The organism is Ensifer sp. R-19, assembly GCF_049905105.1.
Lineage (GTDB): Bacteria > Pseudomonadota > Alphaproteobacteria > Rhizobiales > Rhizobiaceae > Ensifer.
The window spans coordinates 96,435-122,423 of record NZ_CP184570.1; the positions used below are offsets into that span (position 1 = coordinate 96,435).

Here is a 25,989-nt window from a genome sequence, read left to right on the forward strand (position 1 = left end):
TAGGAAGTACGGCCGTTGCCGGCTGGCGTCAATCGCTAGCCGGCGCCACGTCCGAACCTGCAAGCGTCGATAGCTGCTCGGCTGTCTTCAGCAAAAGGGCGATCGTTCCGGTAATGTCCGGCGCCGAAGGTGCGTTGACAAGCGCGATATAGGGCACCGTGAGCGCGGCGATGCCGCGACCATCTGGCCCAAGGATCGGGGCAGAGAGGTTGTAGACGCCCGCCGTCTGCGCGCTCGCCATCATCTCGTAGCCGCGTTCGCGGATCTGGTCGAGGCGGGCGTAGAACTCCGGTCCGCGAACGATCTCGTCTTTGCTCTTGGCATGTTCCGCGATCATCATCTCGCGCTCTTCGGCCGAGCGAAAGGCGAGCAGGACGTGGCCGGAGCCGGTATCGAACAGGCTGATGTGCGATCCGACCCGGATCGATATGCCCCAATAGTCAGGTGCCTCTTGCTGGGCAATGACCACGGCCGAACCACGGTCGAAGACGGCGAGGTGGTTTGCCTGCTTGGAGCGCTGTGCGAGATCCCGCATCAGCGGCGTTGCGTAGGAAGCGAGCCTGCGCACCGGCGCATGCAGTTGCGAAAGCCCAAATAGCTTCAAGGTCAGGGAATAGCGATCACCATCGATGCGGGTGACGTAACCGCGCCGCACCAGCCGGTCGAGCATCCGGTAGAACTCGTTGGGGCTGCGGTTCAGGCGCTTGGAAATCTCCGCCTGCGTCAGGCCGCCGTCGACGCTGGCGAGCAACTCGAGAATGTCGAGCCCCTTGTCGAGGGCGGGCGCGCGATAGCGGTCAGACTCTTCGGTGTCCATGAGATCCCTCCTTGGTGAATATTCATATCCATATACGCAGAGAAAGGCGCCGACAAAGGAAAGTTCGCCCTTGACGCTGGATAAATTTGTTGTTTGTATATGAATTAGTTTCTCACAAATGAGGGCATCGCGCCAGGATGAGGGCGTGAACCAGGGAGGAGTGGAGATGAGAAGGCTGCTATCCGGCGTGTCCGCCGGAGCGATCATGCTTGCCGCAGGATTGGGGACGGCCACGGCCGCGGACCTGCCCGGCAAGTTTGAGGGCGTCACGATCGACGCCAAGCTGATCGGCGGACAACAATACGAAAAGCTCTACGAGCGGATCGGCGAGTGGGAGAAGGCGACCGGCGCCAAGGTCAACATCCTGTCGAAGAAGAACCACTTCGAACTCGACAAGGAAATCAAGTCGGATATCGCGACCGGCGGCGTCAGCTGGTGCGTTGGCTCCAACCATTCTTCCTTCGCGCCGCAGTATCCGAATATATACACCGACCTGCTGGCACTTCTGCCGCCGGAGGAAATCGCCAAGTTCGTGCCTGCCTTGATCGATGCCTCGACGCTCGACGGCAAGCTGGTGATGCTGCCGCGTGCCCAGTTCGACGTATCGGCACTCTACTACCAGAAGAGCCTGTACCAGGACGAAGCGAAGAAGACCGCATTCAAGGCGAAATACGGCTACGAACTCGCACCGCCCGACACCTGGGCTCAGGTTAGTGACCAGGCCGAGTTCTTCGCAGCTCCGCCGAACTTTTACGGCACGCAGTTCGCCGGCAAGGAAGAGGCGATCAACGGTCGCTTCTATGAAATGCTGATCGCCGAAGGTGGCGAATATCTCGACAAGGACGGGCGCCCGGCCTTCAATTCCGAAGCTGGCGTGCGCGCGCTCGACTGGTTCGTCAAGCTCTACAAGGACAAGGCGGTACCACCGGGCACGACCAACTATCTCTGGGACGACCTTGGTCAGGGCTTTGCCTCGGGCTCGATCGCCCTCAATCTCGACTGGCCTGGCTGGGCGAGCTTCTTCAACGACCCGAAGTCTTCCAAGGTCGCCGGCAATGTCGGCGTGAAAGTGCAGCCAGCCGGCTCTTCCGGCAAGCGCACGGGCTGGTCGGGCCATCACGGCTTCTCGGTCACCGAGGATTGCGCCAACAAGGAGGCCGCCGCCTCGCTCGTCTGGTGGCTGACCAACGAGGACAGCCAGAAGCTGGAATCGGCTGCCGGCCCGCTGCCGACACGCACCGCCGTCTGGGAATACAACATCAAGGCAGCCGCAGGCGACGCCTACAAGACCGAAGTGCTGCAGGCTTTCCAGGAAGCCGCCAAGCATGCCTTCCCGGTGCCGAAGACGGCTGAATGGATCGAAATCTCCAACGCCGTCTATCCGGAACTCCAGGCCGCCATCCTCGGCGACAAGACGTCGAAGGAAGCGCTCGATGCCGCCGCCGAGAAAGCGACCGGCATTCTGGAAGACGCGGGCAAACTCTGACCGTGACCAAAGAGGCGGCGCCGGTGCCTTACGGGCGCCGGCGCCGCCTCAGCCATTTCATGCAATCCTCAGGACTGCCCGATGAAGCTCAAGAAATTGTCAGCACCGGCCCTGCTTCTGATCCCGGCCTTCGTCGTGCTCGCGGCGGTGATCGTTTTGCCGCTGCTCTTTTCCTTCTATTCGAGCTTCACGCCGTTCCGCCTGACCAAGCCGGAGACGCTTTGGGTCTTTGTGGGCCTGCGCAACTACGCGACCGTGCTTGGCAACGCCGAGTTCTGGGTCGCCTTCGGCCGCACCGTGCTGTTGCTGACGGTGGCCCTGAACGCCGAGATGCTGCTCGGTCTCGGCCTGGCGCTGCTCGTCAACAAGGCGACCCATGGCCAGCGCCTGCTGCGCACGATGATGATGTTCCCGATGATGTTCTCGCCGGTGCTGGTCGGCTTCCAGTTCAAGTTTCTGTTCAACGACAACATCGGCTTCGTCAACAATGCGCTGCAGTCGCTGGGGCTGACTGATCAGGCGATCCCGTGGCTGATCGACGGCAATCTCGCGCTCCTCTCGATCATCATCGCCGAAGTCTGGTCCTCGACCGCCGTGTTCGCCATCCTGATCCTCGCCGGCCTGCTCGCCATGCCGAAGGATCCGGTCGAGGCCGCCCACGTCGACGGCTGTACGCCCTGGCAGACCTTCCGCTATGTCACCTGGCCCTATCTCATGCCCTTTGCCTTCATTGCCATGACGATCCGTTCGCTGGACGTGGCGCGAGCCTATGACATCGTCAAGATCATGACCGACGGCGGCCCTGCCAAGCGCACCGAACTGCTTTGGACGCTCGTTGGCCGCACCGCCTATGCCGATGCCCGCATGGGGCTCGCAAACGCCATGGCCTATGTGGCGATCCTCTTGTCGATCGTCTTCACCGTCTATTTCTTCCGCAAGCTTGCCGCAGCGCGCCAGCAGATCGGAGCCGAGTGGTAATGGATATCAACGCTTCGCACCGCCTGCGCCGCCGCCTTTTGAAGGTCGCACATCTGATCGGCCTGTTCCTGGCGATGGCGGTGATCTGCCTGCCCGGCCTCTGGATCGTGCTGTCGTCGCTACGCCCGACCGTCGAAATCATGGCGAAGCCCCCAGTCTGGATTCCGGAAAGCGTTTCTCTCGATGCCTATCGCGCCATGTTCTCGGGCGCGGGGCAGGGCGGCGTTCCCGTCTGGGACTATTTCCGCAACTCGCTGATCATCTCCGTGACATCGACGGTGATCGCGCTCGCGATCGGCATGGCCGGTGGCTACGCCTTTGCCCGCTATCGCTTCAAGGCGAAGTCGGCGATCTTTCTCGGCTTCATGCTGACGCGGGCCGTGCCCGGGATCGCTCTGTCGCTGCCGCTCTTCATGCTCTACGCCCGCACCGGCATCATCGACACGCATTTCTCGCTGATCCTCACCTATGTCGCGCTCAACGTGCCCTTCACCATCTGGTTGATTGACGGCTTCTTTCGCCAGGTGCCGAAGGATCTCGCGGAAGCCGCCCAGATCGACGGCTGCACACCTTGGCAGGCCTTCTGGCAGGTGGAGTTTCCGCTCGCCGGTCCCGGCATTGCGTCCGCCGGCATCTTCGCGTTTCTCACCTCCTGGAACGAATATGCGCTCGCCTCGCAGATCACCCGCTCGGTCAATTCCAAGACGCTGCCGGTTGGACTTCTCGACTACACCGCCGAATTCACCATCGACTGGCGCGGCATGTGCGCGCTCGCCGTCGTGATGATCATCCCGGCGCTGACCCTAACCTTCATCATTCAGAAGCACCTCGTTTCGGGCCTCACCTTCGGCGCGGTGAAAGGATAATCGTTCATGGCTCCTGTCACCCTCAGGAAACTGGTCAAGCGCTACGGCGCGCTCGAAGTCGTCCACGGCATCGACCTCGAAGTGAAGGATCGCGAGTTCATCGCACTAGTCGGCCCCTCCGGCTGCGGCAAGTCAACGACGCTGCGCATGATCGCCGGCCTCGAGGACGTCAGCGACGGCGCGATCGAGATCGGCGGCCTCAAGGTCAACGATCTGCCGCCGCGGGCGCGCAACATCTCCATGGTCTTCCAGTCCTATGCGCTCTATCCGCACATGACCGTTGCCGAGAACATGGGCTTTTCGCTGAAGATCGCCGGGCGCTCGGCCGATGACATCAAGGCGCGGGTCGCCGAAGCGGCCGCCATTCTCGATCTCGGCCATCTGCTTGAGCGTCGTCCGTCGCAGCTTTCCGGCGGCCAACGCCAGCGCGTCGCGATGGGCCGCGCGATCGTGCGCCAGCCGGATGTCTTCCTGTTCGACGAGCCGCTGTCGAACCTCGACGCGAAGCTGCGCACGCAGGTGCGCACCGAGATCAAGAAGCTGCACGCGCGCATGCAGGCGACGATGATCTACGTCACCCACGACCAGGTCGAGGCCATGACGCTGTCGGACCGCATCGTCATCATGCGCGACGGCCATATCGAACAGGTCGGCACACCGGAAGAGGTGTTCCAGCGCCCCGCCACCAAGTTCGTTGCCGGTTTCATCGGTTCTCCGCCAATGAACATGGACGAGGCGATCGTCGACAACGGCGCACTGGTCTTTGTCAGCGGCGCCCGGCTCCCGATCCCGCCGCGCTTTGCAAACGTGCTGCGCCCGGGCCAGAAGGTGACATTCGGCCTGAGGCCAGACGACATCTATCCAAGCGGTCATGGTCTGCATGCCGGCGATCCGGCGGCCGTGCACGAGGTCGAACTGCCAGTATCGATCACCGAACCGCTCGGCAACGAGACGCTCGTCTTCATCCAATTCAACGGCCGCGATTGGGTGTCGCGCATGCTCAATCCGCGCCCGCTTACCTCCGGCGAGAAGGTGCGGATGAGCTTCGACCTGTCGCGCGCTCATCTCTTCGACGTTGATACTGGCAAGGCTCTGGAAGGCTGACATGGCAAGAATCGAAAAAATTGAACTGCGCATGGTCGACCTGCCGCCGAAGGTGAAGCGGACCGATGCGATCCAGAGCTTCGTCAGCCAGGAAACGCCTATCGTCACGATCGTCGATTCCGACGGAGCGACGGGCACGGGCTACAGCTACACGATCGGTACCGGCGGATCGTCGGTAATGCGGCTTCTCTCCGATCACCTCGTGCCAATCCTGATCGGCGAGGACGCCGATTGCATCGAGGCAATCTGGCACAAGATGGAATTTGCCACCCACGCCACGACCATCGGTGTCATCACCGCGCTGGCGCTGGCCGCAGTCGACACCGCCCTTTGGGACCTGCGCGCCAAAAAGCAGAAGCTGCCGCTCTGGAAGCTCGCCGGCGGCGCCAAGGACAGTTGCCCGCTCTACACCACCGAGGGCGGCTGGCTGCATATCGAGAAGGAGGCGCTGGTCGAGGATGCGCTCGCTGCCAAGGCCAAGGGCTTCTCCGGCTCGAAGGTGAAGATCGGCAAGCCGCACGGCTCGGAGGATTACGATCGGCTCGCCGCCATGCGCAAGGCACTCGGCGATGGCTTCGAGATCATGATCGACTGCAATCAGGGCTTCACCGTCGACGAGGCGATCCGCCGCGCGTCGCGGTTGAAGGAGCTCGATCTCGCCTGGATCGAGGAGCCGCTGCCGGCCGACGATCTCGACGGCCATATCCGGCTGACACGCTCGACGCCGACCCCGATTGCGGTTGGTGAATCGATGTATTCGATCCGCCATTTCCGCGAATATATGCAAAAGGGCGCCTGCTCGATCGTGCAGGTCGACGTTGCCCGCATCGGCGGCATCACGCCCTGGCTCAAGGTCGCGCATGCGGCGGAAGCCTTCGACATTCCGGTCTGCCCGCATTTTCTGATGGAACTGCATGTGAGCCTCGTCTGCGCCATACCGAACGGTAAATATGTCGAATATATTCCTCAGCTCGATGACCTGACCACCAAGGGCATGGAGATCCGCAACGGCCGCGCCATCGCGCCTTCAGAGCCGGGCATCGGCATCGCCTGGGATTGGGACGCCGTGCGCGCCCGCTCGATCAGTGAATTCACCCGCGAGTTCCGCGGGTAGGGAGGTCATTATGCAGCGAATGGGAATGGTGATCGGCCTCGAAGCGTCGAAGATCGCCGAATACAAGGCTCTGCATGCCGCCGTCTGGCCGGAGATCCTCGAACTGATCTCCGAATGCAACGTCACCAACTACTCGATCTTCCTCAAGGAGCCGGAAAACCTGCTGTTCGGCTATTGGGAATATGTCGGCTCGGACTTTGAGGCAGATATGGCCAAGATGGCGGCGCATCCGAAGAACCAGGAATGGTGGTCCGTCTGCATGCCGTGCCAGAAACCGCTTGAGACGAGACAGGAAGGCGAGTGGTGGGCGATGATGGAAGAGGTGTTTCATCACGACGGGAAGGCATCCCGTCATGACTGAAAGCTTCGATCCCGGCGCGCTCAGACAATGGTGGCCGAAGCCGAGCAAGCCGCGACCGATTGTGATCTTCGGTGCCGGCAGCATCGTCGGCGACGCGCATCTGCCGGCCTACCGCAAAGCCGGCTTCCCCGTTGCCGGGCTTTATGATCCTGACCGTTCCAAGGCGTCCGCCCTAGCGGAGAGATGGGATATCCGCGCGTTCGAAAATGAGGCGGACGCGCTTTCGGTGCCGGATGCGATCTTTGACCTAGCGACGCCCCCGGCAGCCCATGCCGCCATCCTTGGCCGGTTGCCGATCGGCGCGGCAGCGTTGATCCAGAAGCCCATGGGGTCTGACCTCGATGCCGCAAGCGCCATTCTCGAGATCTGCCGCACGCGCAAGCTGAAGGCTGCCGTCAACTTCCAGCTTCGCTTCGCGCCGATGATGCTGGCGCTTCAGGATGCCATCGCCAAGGGGCATCTCGGCGAGGTGGTGGATTTCGATGCCTGGCTGGCGCTCGCCACCCCCTGGGGCCTTTGGCCGTTCCTCAAAGGTCTGCCGCGCATCGAGATTGCCATGCACTCGATCCACTATCTGGATCTGATCCGCGGCCTGCTCGGCAATCCCCAGGGCGTACACGCCAAGACCATCGGTCATCCGAACCATGATGTCGCCCAGACGCGGACGGCCGCGATCCTCGACTATGGCGATCGCGTACGCTGCGTACTTTCGGTCAATCACGATCATGATTTCGGCCGCAAGTTCCAGGCCTGCGAATTCCGCATCTCCGGCACGTCCGGTGCGGCCTACGTCAAGCTCGGCGTCAATCTGGACTATCCCAAGGGCGAGCCGGATGAGCTCTGGATCAGGCCTACAGGCGGCAGCGATTGGGTTGCCGTGCCGCTCGAAGGCGCCTGGTTTCCCGACGCCTTCGCCAACCGCATGGCGAACCTGCAGCGCTTCGTCACGGGTGAGGACAATGAACTGATCGGCTCGGTAGAAGACGCCTGGCAGACGATGGCGCTCGTCGAGGCCGCCTATCAATCGAGTGCTGCGCCGGCAACGGCGATCGCGCGCCTTCCGGGACAATGACATGGCAGAACAGATCATCCATTTCGAAGACTACGAGCTCGGACACGAACGTCTGACGACGGGTCGCACGATCACCGAGACCGACTTTGTCGTTCATGCCGGCCACACCGGCGATTTCTTTCCGCACCACATGGATGCGGAATTCGCCAGGACCTTGCCGGGTGGTCAGCGTATCGCCCATGGCACCATGATCTTTTCGATCGGCGTGGGTCTGACAGCCTCGCTGATCAACCCGGTTGCCTTTTCCTACGGCTATGATCGTCTGCGCTTCGTGCGTCCGGTCCATATCGGCGATACGATCCGCACCCGCGTGACGATCTCGGCCAAGGAGGACGATCCGAAGCGGCCAAAGGCGGGACGCGTCGTGGAACGATGCGAAGTTATCAACCAGCGTGGCGAGGTCGTTCTCGCCGCCGACCATATCCTGGTCGTCGAACGCAAAGCATGAGGGATCGATAATGACAGCGGATCTTAAAGGCAAGGTCGTCCTGATTACGGCCGCAGCTCAGGGCATCGGCCGCGCTTCGGCTTTGGCCTTCGTAAAGGCCGGCGCGAAAGTTCATGCGACCGATATCAATTTCGACGCGCTTGCAGCACTTGCCAAGGAAGCGGACGTCGAAACGCACCGGCTCGACGTGCTCGATACGCAAGCGGTGGAAGCGCTCGTCGCGAACATCGGCGCCGTCGATATCCTCTTCAACTGCGCCGGCTTCGTTCATGCCGGCTCGATCCTGGAGATGAAGGATAGCGATCTCGAATTCGCCCTCGACCTCAACGTCAAGGCGATGATCCGCACCATCCGCGCGGTGTTGCCAAGCATGCTTGCCCGCAAGGATGGCGCCATCATCAACATGGCTTCGGTCGCCTCGAGCATCAAGGGCGTGCCGAACCGCTTCGCCTATGGCGTCACCAAGGCCGCCGTCATCGGTCTCACGAAGGCTGTTGCGGCCGACTACGTGTCAGCGGGTATTCGCTGCAACGCCATCTGCCCCGGCACGGTCGAGAGCCCGTCCTTGCAGGACCGCATGCGCGCCCAGGGCGATTATGAGACGGCACGTGCCGCCTTCATCGCCCGCCAGCCGATGGGTCGCCTTGGCACGCCGGAAGAGATTGCCGACCTTGCCGTCCACCTCGCGGGCGCCACCTATACGACGGGTCAGGCCTATGCCATCGATGGCGGCTGGACCATCTGACAACACACAAGCAGGAAGCAGACACATGAAACTTCTTCGTTACGGCCTTCCGGGCCACGAAAAGCCGGGTATCCTCGATGCAAACGGCACCTTGCGTGATCTCTCGGGCCACGTTGCCGACTTCTCCGGCGCCGCCCTCGACCCCGACAAGCTCTCGGAATTGAAGGCACTCGATCTCTCCGGCCTGCCTGTCGTCGACGGCAACCAGCGGCTCGGTCCCTGTATCGCCGATACCGGCAAGTTCATCTGCATCGGCCTCAACTATTCCGACCATGCCGCCGAGACCGGCGCCAAGGTTCCCTCCGAACCGATCATCTTCATGAAGGCGACGTCGGCGATCGTCGGCCCGAACGACGACCTGATCATTCCGCGCGGCTCGGAAAAGACCGACTGGGAAGTGGAACTCGGCGTCGTCATCGGCCGCAAGGCGAAGTACGTCACCGAGGCGGAAGCCCTCGACTATGTCGCCGGCTACTGCGTCGTGCACGACGTCTCCGAGCGTGCCTTCCAGATCGAACGCCAGGGCCAGTGGACCAAGGGCAAGTCCTGCGACACCTTTGGTCCGACAGGCCCCTGGCTCGTAACCAAGGACGAAGTGCCGGATCCGCAGAACCTGCCGATGTGGCTGAAGGTCAATGGCGAGACCATGCAGAACGGCTCGTCGAAAACCATGGTCTATGGCGTCGCCCATCTCGTTTCGTACCTGTCGCAGTTCATGTCTCTGCAACCGGGCGACATCATCTCGACCGGCACGCCGCCCGGCGTCGGCATGGGCATGAAGCCGCCGCGTTATCTCAAGGCGGGCGATGTCGTCGAACTCGGCATCGAGGGCCTCGGCAGCCAGAAGCAGTCCGTACGCGCGGACGATTAAGTTCTACCGACTGGAGTGACCATGACCCGCATCACCAATCTGCGCGTCTTCGACTTGCGCTTTCCGACCTCACAGAGCCTTGACGGCTCCGATGCGATGAATCCGGACCCGGATTATTCCGCGGCCTATGTCATCCTCGACACGGACAAGCCCGGTGTTGCGGGCCATGGTCTCACCTTCACCATCGGCCGGGGCAACGATATCTGCTGCATGGCGATCAAGGCTATGCAGCACCTGGTCGTCGGTCAGGATACGGCGGATATCCTCGCCCATCCCGGCCGCTTCTGGCGGCACCTGACGAGCGACAGCCAATTGCGCTGGATCGGCCCCGAAAAGGGGGCGATCCATCTCGCCACCGGCGCCGTGGTCAACGCCGTCTGGGACCTGCTTGCCAAGGAAGCGGGCAAACCCGTCTGGCGCCTCGTTTCCGACATGTCGCCGGAACAGATCGCCGACATCGTCGACTATCGCTACATGACGGATGTGCTCACCCGCGACGAGGCGATCGGAATTCTCAGCAAGGCCGAGCCCGGCAAGGCCGAGCGCATAGCGACGCTCGAGAGGGAAGGCTACGCCTGCTACACGACGTCGGCCGGCTGGCTCGGCTATGACGATGACAAGCTGCGGCGGCTCGCCCAGGAGGCGATCGACGAAGGCTTCAATCACATCAAGATGAAGGTCGGCCGTGATCTTGCTGACGACATCCGGCGGCTGACGATCGCACGCGAGGTGATCGGGCCGGACCGCTATCTGATGATTGACGCCAACCAGGTCTGGGAGGTCGGCGAGGCGATCGATTGGGTGAAGCAGCTTGCCTTCGCCAAGCCCTTCTTCATCGAGGAGCCGACGAGCCCCGACGACGTCGCCGGTCACCGCAAGATCCGCGAGGCGGTCGGGCCGGTGAAGGTCGCAACCGGGGAGATGTGCCAGAACCGCATCATGTTCAAGCAGTTCATCGCCGAGGGCGCGATCGATATCGTCCAGATCGACTCGTGCCGCATGGGCGGTCTGAATGAGGTGCTGGCGGTGCTGCTGGTCGCAGCCAAATACGGGCTGCCGGTCTGGCCGCATGCCGGTGGTGTCGGCCTTTGCGAATATGTGCAGCACCTGTCGATGATCGACTATGTCGCCGTTTCCGGCACCAAGGACGGGCGCGTGATCGAATATGTCGACCATCTGCACGAGCACTTCCTCGACCCTTGCGTGATTGAGAACGCGGCTTACATGCCGCCGCAGCGGCCCGGATTCTCGATCGAGATGAAGCCGCAGTCGATCGCCGATTACACGTTCGGCGGCTAGCGAACGACGTCTTCACATAAGAATACAATCTTCAATAATTCGGAGCCGGAGTGATGAGAGATCGCTCCGGCTTCTGTAATTTTGTCAATCTTTCAGCGCACGCGCATCCGCTCCTCTTGACGGCGTTCGTTTATTTATGAATGATCTATTCATTCACTGTGAATGCCGGAGGGGAGTCCGGGAAGAGGAGAAACTGATGAAGACCTTGATCGTCGCGGCCGCTATGGCTGCCCTTTCCTATTGCGGTGTCGCCCAGGCGCAGGAATACAGCCTGCGGTTCTCGACGTCGCAGGTGAACCCCAACGAGCCCATCGTCAAAGCGATGAAGACCTATGCCGAGCGTGTCGGCGAACGCTCCGGCGGCCGCATTGCAATTACGGTCATGACGGGCGATCAGCTCGGCGCGCAGAAGAAGGTCAACGAAATGGTCATGAGCGGTGCGAGCCTGCTCAGCGCCACCGACTATGGCCAGCTCGGCCAGTTCGTGCCGGATCTCTCCATTCTGGCGGGTCCCTATGTCTATCCGGACCTGGCGGCGACCGATCGTCTGTTCGCCTCGGATCTCTACAAGGAACTTTCAGGCAAGCTCGAAGCGCAGGGCATCAAGATCATCATGCCGAACGGTCTTTTCGGCTACCGCCACATCATCGCCAACAAGCCGGTTCGCTCGCCGGCGGACCTTGCCGGCGTCACTATTCGTGTACCCTCATCGCCGATCATGATGGCGACCTTCGGCAACTACGGCGCACGACCGACGGAACTGCCGTGGGGCGACGTCTACAACGCACTTCAGACCGGTGTCGTCGATGCGGCCGAAGGCCCCTTCGGCTCGATTGCCGGCGCCAAGCTCAACGAGACCCGCAAGGTCATCTCCAAGACCGGCCACCAGATCATGTTCACGGCTTGGGTGGCATCCAGCCAGTTCTTCAACGGCCTGCCGGAAGGTCTGCAGAAGATCCTGCTCGAGGAAGGCCAGACGATCGCCAAGGAGCTGACGGCGATGACGCTCGAAACGGACGACGCCTACGCCCAGCAGCTCGCGGCCTCCGGCGTCGAGATCGTCACCGACATCGACGTGCCAGCCTTCATCGAAGCCTCGCGTGCGGCCTACGAGAAGGTGCCGAACATCACGCCCGGGATGTACGATCAGGTGCAGAAGGCAATGGCCGAGTAAGCGCTCGAATGGGCGTGGCTGGCGCGGCCGCGCCCATTCATGCCGTCGCGCATCTCGGTGCGATGACCTGAGGCCGCGTGGCCATACCGCCGTTCCCATTCCGCCCTTTAGGATATCGAGACAACCATGGAAACCTCACGACCACCCGAGGAAGCAATTCCTCTGCTCAGCCTGCGTCGCGCCGATGAAGCGATCGGCGTTGCGGCGCTGCTCGTTATCGTCATTTCGATCCTTTGGGGAGTGATCAGCCGCTACGTCTTCCCGCAACCGGCGGCCTGGACCTACGAACTGGCGATCATGGCCTTTGCCTATCTCGTTTTCTTCGGCGCAGTTGCCGGTGTCCGTCTCGGCACCCATGCGGCGATCGACGTTCTCGTTGCAGCGTTCCCAGAGGGGTGGCAGAGGGCGGTCGCCTGGTTCAATTACTTTCTGCTGGCCCTGTTCTTCATCGCCATGACGGTTCTCTTCGGATGGCAGGCCTGGACGTCGCGGCATGTGCACACGATCGCTCTCGATCTGTCGCGGGGTCTTTCCTACGGACCGCTCGCGCTCGCTTCGGCCGGCATGTTGTTCCAGCACCTCATCGTCGAAAGGCCGTGGACTGTCCGTCTGCATCGCAATGTGGAATCGCTGATATGACCTTCTTCCATCTGGCTGGCCCTTCGCTGCTGGTCGTCATCCTCTTCCTGTTGTCGACGCCCATCACCTGGGCCATGGCGATCGGCGCACTCGCCTTCTTCGTCATCAACATGGACATGATCCCGCTCGCCAATTTCGCCCAGGAAATGGCGGAGGGCAGCCAGTCCGTGTCTTTGCTGGCGTTGCCGCTCTTCGTGCTTGCCGGCTGCATCATGAATGCGTCGGGCATCACCCGGCGCCTGCTGGCGCTCGCCGACGTGATGGTCGGCCATATGACCGGCGCGCTGGCGCAGATGTGCACCGTGCTCGGCACCTTGCTCGGCGGCCTTACCGCATCGGCCAACGCAGATGCCGCGATGCTCGCCAAGACCCTTGGCGTCGAAATGGCCGAGAGAGGCTACAGCCGCGCCTTTGCCGCAGTCATCACCTCGTCCGCCTCCATCATCACCAGCCTCATCCCACCCTCGATCGGTCTTATCGTCTACGGATTCCTGGCGGAGACCTCGATCGGCCGGCTGTTTGCCGCCGGCGTGGTGCCCGGCCTCGTGCTCGCGGCCGGGCTTATGGTCACCACCTACTTCATCGCGCGCAAGCGCGGCTACAAACCGCTTCGCAAGGAGCGCGCCAGCCGGGCGGAGGCGAGCCGGGCGCTGATCGACGGGCTTTGGGCGCTGTCGATCCCGGTCGTGATTTTCGCCGGCACGCGCTACGGCATCTTCACCACCACCGAGGCCGGCGCGGTTGTCGTGGTCTATGTGCTTTTCGTCGCCGTGTTCGGCTACCGCGAATTCACGCTCCGCCAGATCCCGGAGGTGCTGGCCGAGGCGGTGCGAGATTCCTCGGTGGTCATGATCATGATCTGTGCGGCAGCCGCCTTCGGTTTCTATCTCGCCTGGGAGCAGGTGCCGCAAGCGATGTCCGGCTGGTTAGGCGGTGCAACCGACAATCCGCTGCTCATGCTGCTCCTCATCAACGTTCTCCTGATCGTCATCGGCACGGCGATCGAGGGTTCGGCGGCGCTCATCATCCTGACACCGATGCTGATCCCGATCATCGACGGCGTCGGCATCGACCGCGTGCATTTCGGCGTCGTCTTCATTACCAACCTGACGATCGCCGGCATCACGCCCCCGGTCGGTGGCCTGATGTACATCTCGTCTATGGTGCTGAAGGTACCGATGATGGCCTATGCGCGCGAGGTGCTGCCCTATCTCGCGATGATGATGGTCCTTCTGGTCATGCTCAGCATGTTTCCGCAGCTCTCGCTGTGGCTTCCCAACCTCGTCTATGGAACCGCCGCAGTTCAATAGCGCAATGAGACGGCCCTCCGCTTTGGCGGAGGGCCTGGCGCCTCCAGAGACGTTCAACCCGCTCGGTCAGGCCTCAGCTTCGTGGCAAACCGCTTCGATGTTGTGTCCATCCGGGCAAAGCACGAAAGCTGCATAGTAGTTCGCGTGGTAGCGTGGGCGCAGACCCGGCGCACCATTGTCTTTACCACCCGCTTCCAGAGCCGCGTGGTAGAAAGCATCGACTTGCTCGCGGCTCTCGGCCGCGAAGGCGAGGTGTAGATGCGCAGGGTTCTCCTCGGTCTGGTGCAGGCACAATGAAGCCTTGCCCTTCGAACTAAGTTCGACACCGTAGGAAGGTTCGCCCTCGGCTATGATAGCTACACCGAGCGGTTCGAGTGCCCTAAGGTAGAAGGCTTTGCTCGCAGCAAAGTCCCTGACGCCGAATTTGACGTGGTCAAACATGGGTTCTCCTGAAATGAGGGAGAGGTCCGCAATGCTGCTTGTGCTGCACCGGTTCCTCTCGGCCGATTTGCATCAAGCCTAATGGCATGTCTGAGCGATGAATGGCAAGGAACAGCGGCGAGAGACGAGGGGCGGTCGTTTCAGTTGAACGCCAGACGCGCTGTATCAGGCAGGCTCTGGTGCCAGACGTTTGCTCAGTCGGTTCCCGTCAGCCAACAGACCGCATCATCGGCTTTTGAGATGTACATCAACCAAGGTCTGTCGCTTTGCCAGTGCATCGATCTCATCAGGCGCCATCAGCGAAAACGCTGTCGAAAGGGCATCAGCGGTCGAAGCCTCCGGCGCAACGACCGAAACCCGGACATATTGCTGTGCCGTTGCGCCGCTCCGTGGGTCCAGGATGTGGCTGAAGCGGCCTTTAGCGTCGAATTGGAACCCTTTTGCAGAGGACGTCGCGACCGCGCGGTCGATGATATTCAGGGTCGCGTCGACGTCATTCGCATCCTCGAAGTCGGCCAGGCCGATGCGCCAAGGTTGCCCGTCCGCCCTTGCACCGATCGCGCGGTTTTCACCCATGTCGACGAGGCTGCTGGTGACACCGGCCTCACGCAAGAGCTGGACGACGCGATCGGTGACGTAGCCTTGGGCGATACCATTGAGTGTCAGCGCCATGCCTCGGCGGGAGAAAGCGATGCGATTGCGGTCGATGTGTACCTGCGCGAAATCGGTCAAGGCCAGCGCCTCGCGCACCTCGCCATGCGATGGCCCGGCAGGGTCGGCATCCGGCCTGGCGAAGTGCCGGGCGTAAAGCGCCCAGAGGGGCTGTATCGCGGGCTCGAACCGCCCGCCGGTGAGAGCGTGAAAACGCCGGGATATCTCAAGGAGGTCCACAAGCTCCGTCGGCGGGGCTGCAAGGGCGCCAAGGCGATTTAGTTGGCGAAGGGCCGAGTCCTCGCGGTAGAGGCTGAAGATATCCTCCAGGCGTCGAACCTCTGCCACCACTCGCGCGATCAGCGCCTGTGCCTGTGCTGGGTCTTCATGACTGAGGACGAGTGTGGCCGGTGCGCCCAGAGCCTGCCCGTGCCATACGACAGGCTCCGCCGGCAGCGCCGCCCAGCCTGTTCCGCGCGAAAGCGGCAAACCGCCGAAAGCAGCCATGATTGTGATGAAACGCCGGCGGCTGACGGGCTTATCCATGGTCGTGTCCTCCCGGTGCTTCCGCGCCGTCATAGCTCTCGTCACCTGCACCCAGAATATAGGTCTCCGGAAGATCGGCGAAGCTCACGATGCGGCCGCCATTCTTGGCAATGAAGGCCTGAGCGGCTTCCTCCGAAGAGAAGGGAACCGCTTCTTCCGCGCCCATGCCGCCTCTAACCCGGCTGTCGATGACGAAAACGGCCTTGCGTGCGTCGATCCAGTTATCGGCGCCAGGCTTTTCCCAGCTCGGCGCCTTGCCCATGTCGGATACGTAGATCGCGGCGATTTCCTTCGGTTCGTCCGGCAGCATCGTGAAGGCAACGGTGTCGCGGGCCGACGAAAACCAAATGGCCTCCGGTATCTTCTCAAGGATGATCTGGCCCTTGGGGCCGGCGTGTTCCAAGACGTTCATGCCGCAATAGCGGCCCATGGCGTCCTGGGTAAGGATATAGGGCGCAGGCATTTCGGCCTGCTCCTTGTTTTCGCAACCAGAAAGCGCCAGCGATGCTGCGACGATGAGGGCAAAGCGGACGGGTTTCAAATGTCCCTCCTGGAGAAAAGCAGCGTGGCCAGAGCGAGCGGTGCGGCTGTCCAGACGCAAAGTGCGGCGAGCAGGACCTCGCCTGTGAGGATTGAGTTCTTGGCGACACCGCCCATGCCGGAGAGCGCGGCCGCGCCGCCGCTACCGAGATTGAGAAGTCGATAGGCATCCGTCGGATTGGCGAGCAGCAAGAGATCGAGCAGACCGTCCGGCAGCGAACGCCCCTGCGCTGCCACAAGCCCGCCGAGCAGGGCCATGTCGTAGATTAGCACGAAGAACAGCCAGAGCCCGATAGCAATGCCGCCCGCGGTGCTGCGCTCGCCCGCACTGGCACTGACGAAGTATCCGATCGCGACGAAGACAGCGCCGAGCAAGACGGACGATCCCGTCATGGAAACGAAAGCCAGCCAGCTTTGCGCGTCGGTTGCGCCTCCCATCAACGCCAGCGCTATGGCGGCTGCGCCATAGCCGCAAATGGTTGCGAAGCACAGTATGGCGATATGGCCGAGGAACTTGCCGAGTACGATCTGACCGCGCCCGATGGGATAGCCAAGCAACAGCAGCATGGTGCCGCGTTCGACCTCGCCAACGATGGCATCGTGAGAGATCAGAAGCGCAATCAGCGGCACCAGAAAGATCGTCAGGCTCGACAGGCTGACGATCACCACGTCGAGGCGGCTCGCCCCGACATTGCCGGTGGGTGCGCTTCCAAGAAAGGTCAACGTCAGCGCGAGTGCGGCGAGGACCAATGTCGTCGCAACGACCCAGCGGTTGCGCATGCCCTCGCGAACTTCCTTGGCCGCTATAATCAGAATGTTGCGCATTACGCCGCCTCCTGGCTGTTCAGGAAATGAGCGTAGAGGTCGTCGAGTGTCGGCTCTATCATCGTCAGGGTATCGATCCCGGAGGCGGCATCGCTGAGGCGGTGTATCAATGGAAGTCTCTCGGCGTGTGCCACTTCGGTCTCCAGGCTGTCGTCGCCAGCTTCCGTCCACCGGACGCCGGTATCTTTGAGCAGACCGGGCCTTCCGCCGGAGACCGGTCGCACCCGGATGCGGGATGGCAGGCTGGCGATCCGCCTGAGGTCGTCGATGGTTCCGTCTGCGATCTGCGAACCGCGGTTGACGATGATCACGCGTCCGGCCCGATCCTCGAGTTCCCCAAGCGCATGTGAGGACAGGAGGATCGTTGTTCCGCCGGCACGCAGTTCATCGATAAGGGTGTAGAAATTGCGCCGCAGCGCCGGATCGAGACCACTCGTCGGCTCATCCAGAAACAGCACCTTTGGTGCGCCCAACAGCGCCTGCGCCAGACCAAGTCTTTGCCGCATGCCTTTGGAATAGGTGCGGATGGGGCGATCGGCAGCGCTGATAGCGAGCCCGACACGCCCGAAGAGCTCGTCGGCGCATTTGACATCCACCCGCTTCAGACGCGCGTAGAAGGACAGGGTTTCGCGTCCCGTTAGCGCCATGTGAAACGATACGCTCTCGGGCAGATAGCCAAGCGCCCGGCGAACGCCGAAATCGCCCTTTGCCGGATCTTCGCCGAGGACGCGTACCTCACCGGAGGTTGGGCGGATAAGCCCGAGCAGCAGCTTGATCAGCGTCGTCTTGCCGGCGCCATTGTGGCCGACGAGCGCGACGGTTTCGCCTTCGTCGAGGGTGAAAGAGAGTTCCCGCAGCGCATCAACCTTGCCGCCATATCTTTTCGAAACCCCTTTGACGCTAACGGTCGAGGTCATGGTCATTGTTCCTTTCGTACCGGCATCGCCATCAGCGGATGGCTGTCGGTAACACCGCCGGGCAGAAGTGCTGGAAACCGCGCCTGGGCCCAGCGCACCACCTGAACGGCAGGGCTGCTCGTCAGCACGCGTGCCTGCGGCGCCGTCCAGAGCACCCGATCGATCAGGTCATTGGGCCGGTAGGCATTGTCAGAGATGCCGTCGCCATCGAGATCGAAGGCCGGGTTGTCGCTCCAATAGTTGCCACGTCCATCCTCGGACCAGTCGAGATAGCGGGCGCCGACATATTTCACCTGGTTGCGGTTACCGACGAAGGCGTTACCGCTCAGTTTGTTGCTCTCAGAACCGGCGGTGAAATGGATGCCGATCGCGCAACCCTCGAACAAGTTGTCACGCAAGCGGTTCTTGTTGGCGTTGTAGATGAAGACACACTTGTCCGGACCGGGGCGCATCCCCGTCTTGTCTTCGACGGCTCCGCCGTCTCCCGCCGGGATCCCGTGCTCCTGTGAGCGGACGCCGCGCTCGTCCCAGCGCGAGATGGGCTGCAGGCGTCCCTTGACGATGTTGCCCGTAATGGTCGAACCGTTGGCGTAGTTCAGAAGCAGGCCGTGGTCGCGGTCGCCATCGGAGACGTTGCCGGTAATTTTCAGTCGGCTGGAGAACATGATGGCATAACCGACCGAGTTGCCGGTGGAGATGTTGTCGCTGATCTCACTGTCATTGGTATACATGTAATGGATGGCGAAGCGCAGGTTGCTGAAGCGGTTTCCACTAAAGACGTTGCGCTTGCTGGCGTTGGTGGCGATGCCGTCGCGCCCGAAGCTGATATCGTTTCCGGTCACTCTTGCACCCGGCGCATTCCACAGCGTCACGCCATTGCCGGTTTCGCTCAACCGGCCTTCGCCCGTACCGATGATGACGTTGTCTCGGGCAATAGAGCCTTCTGCACCGTGCAGATAGATGCCGTAGAGATTGCCCTTAATCCGGCTCTTCTCGACGACGGCCCGTTTCGCGGTTTGCGCAACGAAGACGCCCGAATTCATCTCTTCGAGAGAACTGCCCGAGCCCGAGACGGCAATGCCGCTGAAGACCACGTCTTCAGCGGTGATGGTGACGACGCTGCCCTTGCCGTTGCCCTTGATAGAAGCGCCGGGTTCGCCGCGCACCGTCACCGGTACATCGATCGTGACAGGGCCGGAGAACTCAGCGTTCTCCAGCACCAGTTCATCGCCCGGCTTGGCAGCATCGATAGCTTGTTGCAGGGACGGTACGGCAGCAGGCGAGAGGCGGATCGTTTCCGCCCCAGCCGTCGCCGGAATGGCGGCGACTACCGCCACCATCCCGAGCATTGCCGCCTCGTGAAGACGCATCATGCCTTCTTCGGCTCCACGAACATCCGGCCCTTCATCTCCATGTGCATGGCATGGCAGAACCAGGAGCAATAGTACCACCACACACCCGGCTTATCGGCGGTGAAGGTCACCGAGGCCGTCGCTTGCGGCGCGACTTCCATGTTGATGCCGTAGTTGATGATCGAGAAGCCGTGCGTGAGATCTTCCACCTCGTCGATATTGGTGACGTAGACGGTCACCTCATCGCCCTGCTTCACCGTGAAGCTATCGAGCCCGAAGGCAGGTGCGGCCGACGTCATGTAGACGCGGACCTTGTTGCCGTCGCGGATCACTTCGGAATCGATCAGCAGGTCGATGTTGTCGGCCTTTGCCTGGGCGACCGCGTCGGCAAAGAAGCTGTCGTCGCGGCTCCAGACGTTGACCGGGTTGATCTTGGAGTTGTGAACGATCGTCGCATCATGCGGCTCGGCGAAGGTCGGGTTGTCGTGAACCAGCATCATCTCGTCGCCCGAGATATCGATGAGCTGATCGTTTTCCGGCTTCAGCGGGCCGACATTCAGGTAGCGATCCTTTGAGAATTTGTTCAGAGAAATCAGCCACTTGCCGTCGGCATCCTTCGTCTGCCCCATCGATGTGTGGTTGTGGCCGGGCTGATACTGCACATCGAGCTTCTGGCGGATCGGATTGACCTTTTCGCCCTTGTAGGCGCGCCTTGCATCCTCAAGGTTCCATTTGCAGATCTGGCTGTCGATGAAGAGCGTCGTGTAGCAGTTGCCCCGGCCGTCATAGGCAGTGTGGAGCGGTCCAAGCCCGAGCTCCGGTTCGGCAACGACCGTGTCGCGCGGCTTGATCTTGTCGTCGAACAGGTCGTCGAACAGGCGCACGTCCATGACGGTGACCGTTGGCGACAGCTTGCCGTTGGCGACGATATGAATGCCGTCCGGTGCCGTGTTCATGCCGTGCGGGCCGTTGGAAACCGGAATGTAGCGGGTGTAGGGCGAGCCCTTGCGGCCATCCACCACCGGAACGCCTCCCATTTCCTTGAAGTCGCCTTTCGCGACAGCTTCCTCGATGCGCTTGAGGTTGAAGACGACGATCCAGTCCTGGTCCTTTGCCATCATCTCCGCGAGGTTCACGCCCTCTTCGGAGTTGTAGCAGGTGGCAAAGGCATATTTGCCCTGGTAGTCGGCGTCGACGTTGTCGAGATTGCCGTCGATCATGACCTGCCAAGCGACCTTCATCGTGTCGCCGTCGATCGCCGAGAAGATCGCGTGATACTGCTTGTGGTCGTCGAGAACCGAGCCGTCGTTCGGGATCGGCACACGATCTTCGCCATTGGCGAAGACGTAGCCGGTGCGCGGATATTTCTGCACGCGCAGGCCGTGAACGGTGTGCTGGTTCGGCAACTGGATGATCTTGTCGCACTTCATCACATCGAGGCGGATGCGGCAGACACGCGTGTTGGCCTTGTCGTTTGCGAAGAGGTAGCGCCCGTCATAGGTGCCTTCCGTGAAAGACGGGTGCGGGTGGTGCAGGTCGCCGTTGAGATAGATGCCGCCCTTGTCCTTCAGATATTCCTTGGTCACCGGCAGCAGACCTTCGGTCAGGATCTTGCGGCTTTCGTTCGTCTGGCCCCAGCCGGTTGCGCTGTCGCGGTTAAAGACGGGAATTCGCATCAATTCGCGCATCGACGGCAGGCCGAGGATGCGGACTTCACCGCTGTGGCCGCCGGAGAAAAAGACATAATATTCGTCGAGTTCGCCGGGCTTCACTTCAATAGACTGGCCACCGGCAGCCAGTGCCGGCGCCGCAGTGACGGTGGAAATGGTAACCGCGCCGCCGACGGCCGCAGCACCCGCGACAGCCGCCGCGGCGGTGGAGCCGAGCAGCTGGCGCCTGCTCAGCGCAGTTGGGATATTGGGATCTGACATGTCTTTGCTCCTTTTATGATGGCGTCAGGCGGGCTCGCCTGTGGCCTCTTCCTTGCCGCCGATTGGCTTGCCCTTGTGGGTAACCACGGTTTTTGCCGGCGCCTGTCCCCTCGATGCGGGGGTGGAAAGCGCCATGAATTTCTCTCGCTTCAGCCGCACCTGGATCATGTGCGGGCAGCGTTGGTCGTCCTGGTAGAGTTCCTGGCAGTGCATGCAGTAGATGCACTCGTTGACGTTGATCTGCCCTTCAGGGTGGATCGACTGCACCGGACATTCCTTGGCGCAGCGCTGGCAGGGCGAGCCGCATTCGGGCCAGCGTTTCAGCCATTCGAACATGCGGATGCGTCCGGGAATGGCGAGCGCTGCACCGAGCGGGCAGAGATAGCGGCAGTAGAAACGCTCGATGAAGAGCCCCACAGCCAGCAGCGTCAAAGCGAAGAGGACGAAGGGCCACTCGCGCGCGAACTTCAGAATGATCGCCGTCTTGAAGGGTTCGATCTCGGCAAATGTCTCAGCCAGTGCCACCGAATAGAGCGACAGGCCGAACAGTCCGAGGAAGATGATGTATTTCACCGGCCAGAGGCGCTCATGCAGACCCCAGGGCAGTTTGATCTGGGGCACCTTCAGCCATCTGGCGATGCCGTTCGTAAGTTCCTGCAATGCGCCAAACGGGCAGAGCCAGCCGCAGAACGGACCGCGCCCCCAAAACAGCAGAGCCGCCGCCACTGCCGCCCAGAGAATGAAGATCAACGGCGCCGAGAGGAAAAACTCCCAATGAAAACCGGTGATCAGCGAATTCACGAACGTGAGGACATTGACGACGGAAAGCTGCGCATTGGCAAACCAGCCAAGCCAGACCAGGGCGAAAAGCAGGTAGCCGCGCCGTACCCAGCCGAACAGTTTCGGCCTGCTGACCAGCCAGTTCTGAAAGAAGAAGATCGCGGTCAGAACCAGCAGTCCGGCAAAGGTGATGACGATGGAGATGCGGCTCATTTCCCAGATGCCGACCCAGAGCGGCGCCTGTTCGTCATCCAGCGGACTTGGCTCCGCAGCGGTTTGCGCGGGGGCTGTGGCAGGCTGGGCTGCCGCCGAAGCAGGAGCTGCTTCGACGATCATGTAATGCTCGGGCAGCGTGTATCCGAGGTCGTAGGGCAGGGTGGCCTTGTCGCGCACGCCGGTGCTGCGCTGGACCAGGAGCTGCAGTTCCCAAGGCTCGGTGACGTCGAAGGTGAAGCTGTCGGGAATGATGTAGAGGGCGATTTCGCGCAAGCGAGGGGCGCCTTCGGCGGCGATCTGTGTCAGCCGCGTGTGGTCGCGGTCGCGGAAGCGCAAGCCTTGCCCGTCCTGCAGCAGTTCGATGCGATCGAAGATGCCGCCGCGCACATAGCCTGACCCCTTGAACGAATAGGTACCGTCACCCGCGACCAGGATGGCCGTCTGTCCCGGCTTCAGCCGCTTGGCAAGGCGCGCATAGCCCTCTTCGCCAAGCAAGCTCTTGCCGATGGAAGGCACGCTGACGGGTGCGAGATAGAGATCGATGAAGCGGTCCTTGGGTTCGGTCGTTTCGGGCTTGTCGGCCGCGTCCTTGTGACCGGCCCTAAGGAAAGCCTCCGACACCTCACCAACGTCGAGCCGGAGGCTGCGGATCGAACCGTCTCCGAGAAGAGTTTGCCAGTCGCGGACATCCTGTTGCGCAGCATTGAGCTTTCGGACCGGTGCGACGCTGGCGAAGGCCGTTGCGGCCTTGTCGCCGAGCCTGCCGCTCCGCACCAGCTTGACGGCCGAGCGCACCACGCTGTCGCCCATTACCAGGACGGTAACGGTCGCGCCGCTGACGATGTCGACCTGAGGCGGGCGCTCGGCGCCCGAGGCAACGCGAGACAGATCACGGCCAATGACCGAGTTCAGCGCTTCGACGACGCGGGCTTCCGGTATGCCGATCAGCACGATCGGCTCCTTGTGGTCGACCAGCTTCAGCCCACGCACAACGCCGGTCTTGTCGATCCCGACGACGATATGGATCGGCTTGCCGGAATAGCCGGTCGAGTTGGTGAAATCGGAGTTGAGATAGGCGTAGCCAGCAATTTGGGCACCCTTGTAGACGGGCACGATTGCCGGTTCGCCGATGGGCTCACCGAAGCGATCGGCGCCGGCGAAAAGCTCCGTCGGCTGTACCTTGGCGAGGTAGGCGGAGAGGCCGCCGGCGGCGAACGCTTGGCTCGCAGCGGTAAGGGCCGCGATGAAAAACGCAAGAAGAACGGCCAGACCGTGTTTTCGGATGGGGACGTTCTTCGGCATTCGCATTCCATCTGGCGCAGCGGCTGTTCTCACATCGATCCTGCGCCGCGCCGCGATCTTCGGCACAGGAATTCGGGCGGAAGTTAGCGGCACAGACGGCGTGATCGTTGAGCCAGATCAACCAACGGTTTTTTTGTTTCCGTAGGATGCGGGCACTAATTTCGGAGAGACTTCATGCCAAAACTGACCGAAGAACCGCCCGTGCTGGATACCATGGAGGGCCTGGTGCAAACGGCCGCACGTATGGAGCAGGAGGCAATCGAAGGATATGAAGCGCTCAGGGACAGGATGTGCGCCGAGGGGCGACCCGAGCTGGTCCCAGTCTTCGAGCGCCTGATCGCTGAGGAACGATCGCACTTGTCTGAGGTCACGGGCTGGTCGAAAGCAAGCGGCGTTGAAGCCACCGGAAACGCGACCGGGCTTTCGTCGCCGTCTGATCTCTTCGACCCGGAAGGCGCCGATTTGATCCCCGCCGAAGCCCTAAGCGCCTACCGTGCCTTCTCCATCGCGGTCAGAAACGAAGAGCGAGCCTTCGAATTCTGGAGCTACGTTGCCGGGCGAGCCCCCTCGTCAGAAATCCGGCAGGCCGCGGAAAGGATGGCCGGCGAGGAATTGGGGCACGTCGCGACGTTGCGGCGCGAGCGGCGGCTGGCCTTTCATCGCGCACGCCAGGATGCCGCCTCCGGTGCCGACCCCACGCTTGAAGATCTCGAGCGGCGGCTCCACCAGCAGCTGCTAGGACTCGGAGATCTTGCAGATTTGCGGGAACTAACCCGCTTTGTGAAGGACGCGAAAGAACGTCTCGCGAGATGTCGCGACCTTCACGTGGCCTGCAAGCCCAATATTGACGGGTTTTCTCCGGCAGCGTTCGAACGTCCAGCCGTGCTTTGCGGCATCGTGCTTGACTGTTACCTCGATCTCATGGCGCGCGAGAAGAATGAAGATGTGCTTGTCTTCGCCCAGGAGGCTGCCTCCCAACTGGTGCAGTGCCTTCTGTTCTTGCGCGAGTTGCCGCCGCGGGCGTGAGCTTGCGTCGCGACGATACTGGATCGGGTCATCTCGAGAGGTGATGACGGGCTGCGTGTCTAAGCCGAGCGGTGACTTAGGGCCATCGTGACGAGTGTGGCGAAGACCATAATGACGCCGTAGGGGATCTTGCGGGTGGTGCGGATCTCCTCGATACGCATGATCACGGCGTAGTGCGCGAACGCCAACGGCATCGGCAGCCTCAATGCCAGCATGGTCAATATCCCGCCGATCAATAGGAAAACGGCGAAGGGGAGCATGCCGTGCCAGCCGACGAAGAGGCCAATCGGCAGGAATAGTTTGGCGTCGCCGGCTCCGAACAGCCGAAAGGCCCAGAGCGCCACCCCGAGCGTGAATAGCAGTAAGCCAGCCCCGATATCGCCACCGACGCTGTCGAGTGAGAAGAGCGCGGCGCCGATGTCCCGTGTTGTCGTGAGCCGGATCATGGCGCCCAGCGCGTAGACGGAGACGAGCGCGAGCACGACGCCGTTCGGAATGCGCCAGCTCTGGAAGTCGCTCCAGGCGGAGTAGAGAAAGAGTGCCGCCGCTACCAAAGGGATTATATTGATAAGTTCGGTCATGTTTCACCAGTTCTGCGCGATAGGTGATTTCAGATGCAATTGTGTAGCTCATCCAAAGGCTTCGCAAGAAACCGCGGAACAGAAAAGTTCAAGAAGTATTAACGGATGTCATGTTTCCGCAAGCGATCTCTCTATTGACCCTTAAAAAGTAGGGGTTCTGATTTTAACCATAACCCAAAGATGGCCCACACCACTTCGTATTAGAAGTTGACGATATATTAATTAAGGGATTATTAATGATGTCAGTCGGAGAGATGGTCTCGATGACAGGCGAGGGCCGGGGAAATAAGCGGTCACGCAAAGATTATATTGTGTTGGAGGTAATTCTCGATGAAAGTACTTTTGACAAAATTCCGCGCTTTCGTGAAAGAAGAAGACGGCGTAGCGCTGACTGAATACCTTATTCTCCTAGCTCTGCTCGTCGGCGGAGCAGTCGCGTCGGTCACTCTGATCGGCACGGACCTAGGTACTGCGTGGAGTAGCTGGCAGACGTGGTTCGCTGCCCAGCCGCTCGATGCACCCGCTGCAGGCTGATACAGCCTATGATATATAAAGGGAGGAGTTTCTTAACTCCTCTCTTTTAAATTAGGTAATATT

General features: G+C 61.5%; 26 protein-coding genes. 16 read left to right on the forward strand and 10 right to left on the reverse strand.

Annotated features, from left to right (window positions below; all coding sequences use genetic code 11):
• Positions 1-28: 28 nt before the first annotated feature.
• The gene (locus ACN9MO_RS19830; RefSeq protein WP_113132402.1) at positions 29-817 is read right to left on the reverse strand and encodes an IclR family transcriptional regulator; all 789 of its coding nucleotides are present in this window, start codon (positions 815-817) and stop codon (positions 29-31) included.
• A gap of 166 nt (positions 818-983) precedes the next feature.
• On the opposite strand from ACN9MO_RS19830, the gene ACN9MO_RS19835 reads away from it, so the two are divergent.
• The 14 genes from ACN9MO_RS19835 (at position 984) to ACN9MO_RS19900 (ending at position 14,284) form a co-directional block, all read left to right on the forward strand.
• Positions 984-2,303, forward strand: coding sequence for an extracellular solute-binding protein (locus ACN9MO_RS19835; protein WP_113132403.1), 1,320 nt, complete (start codon positions 984-986; stop codon positions 2,301-2,303).
• An 81-nt stretch (positions 2,304-2,384) separates the two neighbouring features.
• Positions 2,385-3,281 carry a carbohydrate ABC transporter permease gene (locus ACN9MO_RS19840; RefSeq protein WP_113132404.1) on the forward strand — a complete coding sequence of 299 codons (897 nt, stop codon included), beginning with the start codon at positions 2,385-2,387 and terminating at the stop codon, positions 3,279-3,281.
• Positions 3,281-4,147, forward strand: coding sequence for a carbohydrate ABC transporter permease (locus tag ACN9MO_RS19845; RefSeq protein WP_113132405.1), 867 nt, complete (start codon positions 3,281-3,283; stop codon positions 4,145-4,147). Before ACN9MO_RS19840 ends, ACN9MO_RS19845 begins: the two co-directional genes overlap by 1 nt.
• A gap of 6 nt (positions 4,148-4,153) precedes the next feature.
• The gene (locus ACN9MO_RS19850) at positions 4,154-5,251 is read left to right on the forward strand and encodes an ABC transporter ATP-binding protein (protein ID WP_113132406.1); all 1,098 of its coding nucleotides are present in this window, start codon (positions 4,154-4,156) and stop codon (positions 5,249-5,251) included.
• Between the two features lies 1 nt (position 5,252).
• Positions 5,253-6,365: a mandelate racemase/muconate lactonizing enzyme family protein gene (locus tag ACN9MO_RS19855; protein WP_113132407.1), complete on the forward strand. Its 1,113-nt coding sequence runs from the start codon at positions 5,253-5,255 to the stop codon at positions 6,363-6,365.
• Positions 6,366-6,375: 10 nt separating this feature from the next.
• The gene (locus ACN9MO_RS19860; protein WP_057249360.1) at positions 6,376-6,726 is read left to right on the forward strand and encodes an L-rhamnose mutarotase; all 351 of its coding nucleotides are present in this window, start codon (positions 6,376-6,378) and stop codon (positions 6,724-6,726) included.
• On the forward strand, positions 6,719-7,798 hold the full coding sequence (locus tag ACN9MO_RS19865) for a Gfo/Idh/MocA family protein (RefSeq protein WP_113132409.1): 1,080 nt from the start codon (positions 6,719-6,721) through the stop codon (positions 7,796-7,798). The genes ACN9MO_RS19860 and ACN9MO_RS19865 overlap by 8 nt, the downstream gene beginning before the upstream one ends.
• Position 7,799: 1 nt before the next feature.
• Positions 7,800-8,246, forward strand: a complete 447-nt coding sequence (locus ACN9MO_RS19870) for a MaoC/PaaZ C-terminal domain-containing protein (RefSeq protein WP_113132410.1) — start codon at positions 7,800-7,802, stop codon at positions 8,244-8,246.
• A 10-nt stretch (positions 8,247-8,256) separates the two neighbouring features.
• A complete protein-coding gene (locus tag ACN9MO_RS19875) occupies positions 8,257-8,991 on the forward strand; it encodes an SDR family oxidoreductase (RefSeq protein WP_058321364.1) in 735 nt (244 codons plus the stop codon).
• A 25-nt stretch (positions 8,992-9,016) separates the two neighbouring features.
• The gene (locus ACN9MO_RS19880) at positions 9,017-9,862 is read left to right on the forward strand and encodes a fumarylacetoacetate hydrolase family protein (RefSeq protein ID WP_113132411.1); all 846 of its coding nucleotides are present in this window, start codon (positions 9,017-9,019) and stop codon (positions 9,860-9,862) included.
• A 21-nt stretch (positions 9,863-9,883) separates the two neighbouring features.
• A complete protein-coding gene (locus ACN9MO_RS19885) occupies positions 9,884-11,161 on the forward strand; it encodes an L-fuconate dehydratase (protein ID WP_113132412.1) in 1,278 nt (425 codons plus the stop codon).
• 196 nt (positions 11,162-11,357) lie between these two features.
• Positions 11,358-12,335: a C4-dicarboxylate TRAP transporter substrate-binding protein gene (locus tag ACN9MO_RS19890; RefSeq protein ID WP_113132413.1), complete on the forward strand. Its 978-nt coding sequence runs from the start codon at positions 11,358-11,360 to the stop codon at positions 12,333-12,335.
• A gap of 126 nt (positions 12,336-12,461) precedes the next feature.
• Complete coding sequence (locus ACN9MO_RS19895; protein WP_113132414.1) at positions 12,462-12,974, forward strand: TRAP transporter small permease; 513 nt, start codon at positions 12,462-12,464, stop codon at positions 12,972-12,974.
• Complete coding sequence (locus tag ACN9MO_RS19900; protein WP_057249352.1) at positions 12,971-14,284, forward strand: TRAP transporter large permease; 1,314 nt, start codon at positions 12,971-12,973, stop codon at positions 14,282-14,284. Before ACN9MO_RS19895 ends, ACN9MO_RS19900 begins: the two co-directional genes overlap by 4 nt.
• Before the next feature lie 66 nt (positions 14,285-14,350).
• On the opposite strand, the gene ACN9MO_RS19905 is transcribed toward ACN9MO_RS19900, so the two are convergent.
• The 8 genes from ACN9MO_RS19905 to ACN9MO_RS19940 form a co-directional block, all read right to left on the reverse strand.
• Positions 14,351-14,725: a VOC family protein gene (locus ACN9MO_RS19905; protein ID WP_113132415.1), complete on the reverse strand. Its 375-nt coding sequence runs from the start codon at positions 14,723-14,725 to the stop codon at positions 14,351-14,353.
• A gap of 225 nt (positions 14,726-14,950) precedes the next feature.
• The gene (locus tag ACN9MO_RS19910; RefSeq protein ID WP_113132416.1) at positions 14,951-15,922 is read right to left on the reverse strand and encodes an FAD:protein FMN transferase; all 972 of its coding nucleotides are present in this window, start codon (positions 15,920-15,922) and stop codon (positions 14,951-14,953) included.
• On the reverse strand, positions 15,915-16,463 hold the full coding sequence (locus tag ACN9MO_RS19915; RefSeq protein WP_113132417.1) for a nitrous oxide reductase accessory protein NosL: 549 nt from the start codon (positions 16,461-16,463) through the stop codon (positions 15,915-15,917). Before ACN9MO_RS19915 ends, ACN9MO_RS19910 begins: the two co-directional genes overlap by 8 nt.
• A complete protein-coding gene (locus tag ACN9MO_RS19920) occupies positions 16,460-17,287 on the reverse strand; it encodes an ABC transporter permease (RefSeq protein ID WP_113132418.1) in 828 nt (275 codons plus the stop codon). Before ACN9MO_RS19920 ends, ACN9MO_RS19915 begins: the two co-directional genes overlap by 4 nt.
• The gene (locus ACN9MO_RS19925; RefSeq protein ID WP_113132419.1) at positions 17,287-18,204 is read right to left on the reverse strand and encodes an ABC transporter ATP-binding protein; all 918 of its coding nucleotides are present in this window, start codon (positions 18,202-18,204) and stop codon (positions 17,287-17,289) included. Before ACN9MO_RS19925 ends, ACN9MO_RS19920 begins: the two co-directional genes overlap by 1 nt.
• Positions 18,205-18,206: 2 nt before the next feature.
• Positions 18,207-19,577 carry a nitrous oxide reductase family maturation protein NosD gene (locus ACN9MO_RS19930; RefSeq protein ID WP_113132420.1) on the reverse strand — a complete coding sequence of 457 codons (1,371 nt, stop codon included), beginning with the start codon at positions 19,575-19,577 and terminating at the stop codon, positions 18,207-18,209.
• Complete coding sequence (nosZ, locus tag ACN9MO_RS19935) at positions 19,574-21,487, reverse strand: TAT-dependent nitrous-oxide reductase (RefSeq protein ID WP_113132421.1); 1,914 nt, start codon at positions 21,485-21,487, stop codon at positions 19,574-19,576. Before nosZ ends, ACN9MO_RS19930 begins: the two co-directional genes overlap by 4 nt.
• Positions 21,488-21,511: 24 nt before the next feature.
• The gene (locus ACN9MO_RS19940) at positions 21,512-23,785 is read right to left on the reverse strand and encodes a NosR/NirI family protein (RefSeq protein ID WP_162733597.1); all 2,274 of its coding nucleotides are present in this window, start codon (positions 23,783-23,785) and stop codon (positions 21,512-21,514) included.
• A gap of 174 nt (positions 23,786-23,959) precedes the next feature.
• Between ACN9MO_RS19940 and ACN9MO_RS19945 the strand changes: the two genes are divergently transcribed.
• Positions 23,960-24,811: a ferritin-like domain-containing protein gene (locus ACN9MO_RS19945; RefSeq protein ID WP_425987434.1), complete on the forward strand. Its 852-nt coding sequence runs from the start codon at positions 23,960-23,962 to the stop codon at positions 24,809-24,811.
• A 59-nt stretch (positions 24,812-24,870) separates the two neighbouring features.
• Here ACN9MO_RS19945 and ACN9MO_RS19950 read toward each other — a convergent pair whose 3' ends face one another.
• Entirely contained in the window at positions 24,871-25,392 is a 522-nt protein-coding gene (locus ACN9MO_RS19950) for a prepilin peptidase (protein ID WP_113132423.1), read from the reverse strand.
• A gap of 330 nt (positions 25,393-25,722) precedes the next feature.
• Between ACN9MO_RS19950 and ACN9MO_RS19955 the strand changes: the two genes are divergently transcribed.
• On the forward strand, positions 25,723-25,926 hold the full coding sequence (locus tag ACN9MO_RS19955; RefSeq protein WP_058327559.1) for a Flp family type IVb pilin: 204 nt from the start codon (positions 25,723-25,725) through the stop codon (positions 25,924-25,926).
• The last annotated feature ends 63 nt before the right edge of the window (positions 25,927-25,989 follow it).

Bases quoted from the DNA above. Each gene is read 5' to 3' on its own strand.
- ACN9MO_RS19830 (WP_113132402.1), bottom strand. From the start codon at position 817: ATGGACACCGAAGAGTCTGACCGCTATCGCGCGCCCGCCCTCGACAAG.
- ACN9MO_RS19835 (WP_113132403.1), top strand. From the start codon at position 984: ATGAGAAGGCTGCTATCCGGCGTGTCCGCCGGAGCGATCATGCTTGCC.
- ACN9MO_RS19840 (WP_113132404.1), top strand. From the start codon at position 2,385: ATGAAGCTCAAGAAATTGTCAGCACCGGCCCTGCTTCTGATCCCGGCC.
- ACN9MO_RS19845 (WP_113132405.1), top strand. From the start codon at position 3,281: ATGGATATCAACGCTTCGCACCGCCTGCGCCGCCGCCTTTTGAAGGTC.
- ACN9MO_RS19850 (WP_113132406.1), top strand. From the start codon at position 4,154: ATGGCTCCTGTCACCCTCAGGAAACTGGTCAAGCGCTACGGCGCGCTC.
- ACN9MO_RS19855 (WP_113132407.1), top strand. From the start codon at position 5,253: ATGGCAAGAATCGAAAAAATTGAACTGCGCATGGTCGACCTGCCGCCG.
- ACN9MO_RS19860 (WP_057249360.1), top strand. From the start codon at position 6,376: ATGCAGCGAATGGGAATGGTGATCGGCCTCGAAGCGTCGAAGATCGCC.
- ACN9MO_RS19865 (WP_113132409.1), top strand. From the start codon at position 6,719: ATGACTGAAAGCTTCGATCCCGGCGCGCTCAGACAATGGTGGCCGAAG.
- ACN9MO_RS19870 (WP_113132410.1), top strand. From the start codon at position 7,800: ATGGCAGAACAGATCATCCATTTCGAAGACTACGAGCTCGGACACGAA.
- ACN9MO_RS19875 (WP_058321364.1), top strand. From the start codon at position 8,257: ATGACAGCGGATCTTAAAGGCAAGGTCGTCCTGATTACGGCCGCAGCT.
- ACN9MO_RS19880 (WP_113132411.1), top strand. From the start codon at position 9,017: ATGAAACTTCTTCGTTACGGCCTTCCGGGCCACGAAAAGCCGGGTATC.
- ACN9MO_RS19885 (WP_113132412.1), top strand. From the start codon at position 9,884: ATGACCCGCATCACCAATCTGCGCGTCTTCGACTTGCGCTTTCCGACC.
- ACN9MO_RS19890 (WP_113132413.1), top strand. From the start codon at position 11,358: ATGAAGACCTTGATCGTCGCGGCCGCTATGGCTGCCCTTTCCTATTGC.
- ACN9MO_RS19895 (WP_113132414.1), top strand. From the start codon at position 12,462: ATGGAAACCTCACGACCACCCGAGGAAGCAATTCCTCTGCTCAGCCTG.
- ACN9MO_RS19900 (WP_057249352.1), top strand. From the start codon at position 12,971: ATGACCTTCTTCCATCTGGCTGGCCCTTCGCTGCTGGTCGTCATCCTC.
- ACN9MO_RS19905 (WP_113132415.1), bottom strand. From the start codon at position 14,725: ATGTTTGACCACGTCAAATTCGGCGTCAGGGACTTTGCTGCGAGCAAA.
- ACN9MO_RS19910 (WP_113132416.1), bottom strand. From the start codon at position 15,922: ATGGATAAGCCCGTCAGCCGCCGGCGTTTCATCACAATCATGGCTGCT.
- ACN9MO_RS19920 (WP_113132418.1), bottom strand. From the start codon at position 17,287: ATGCGCAACATTCTGATTATAGCGGCCAAGGAAGTTCGCGAGGGCATG.
- ACN9MO_RS19925 (WP_113132419.1), bottom strand. From the start codon at position 18,204: ATGACCTCGACCGTTAGCGTCAAAGGGGTTTCGAAAAGATATGGCGGC.
- ACN9MO_RS19930 (WP_113132420.1), bottom strand. From the start codon at position 19,577: ATGATGCGTCTTCACGAGGCGGCAATGCTCGGGATGGTGGCGGTAGTC.
- nosZ (WP_113132421.1), bottom strand. From the start codon at position 21,487: ATGTCAGATCCCAATATCCCAACTGCGCTGAGCAGGCGCCAGCTGCTC.
- ACN9MO_RS19940 (WP_162733597.1), bottom strand. From the start codon at position 23,785: ATGCCGAAGAACGTCCCCATCCGAAAACACGGTCTGGCCGTTCTTCTT.
- ACN9MO_RS19945 (WP_425987434.1), top strand. From the start codon at position 23,960: ATGCCAAAACTGACCGAAGAACCGCCCGTGCTGGATACCATGGAGGGC.
- ACN9MO_RS19950 (WP_113132423.1), bottom strand. From the start codon at position 25,392: ATGACCGAACTTATCAATATAATCCCTTTGGTAGCGGCGGCACTCTTT.
- ACN9MO_RS19955 (WP_058327559.1), top strand. From the start codon at position 25,723: ATGAAAGTACTTTTGACAAAATTCCGCGCTTTCGTGAAAGAAGAAGAC.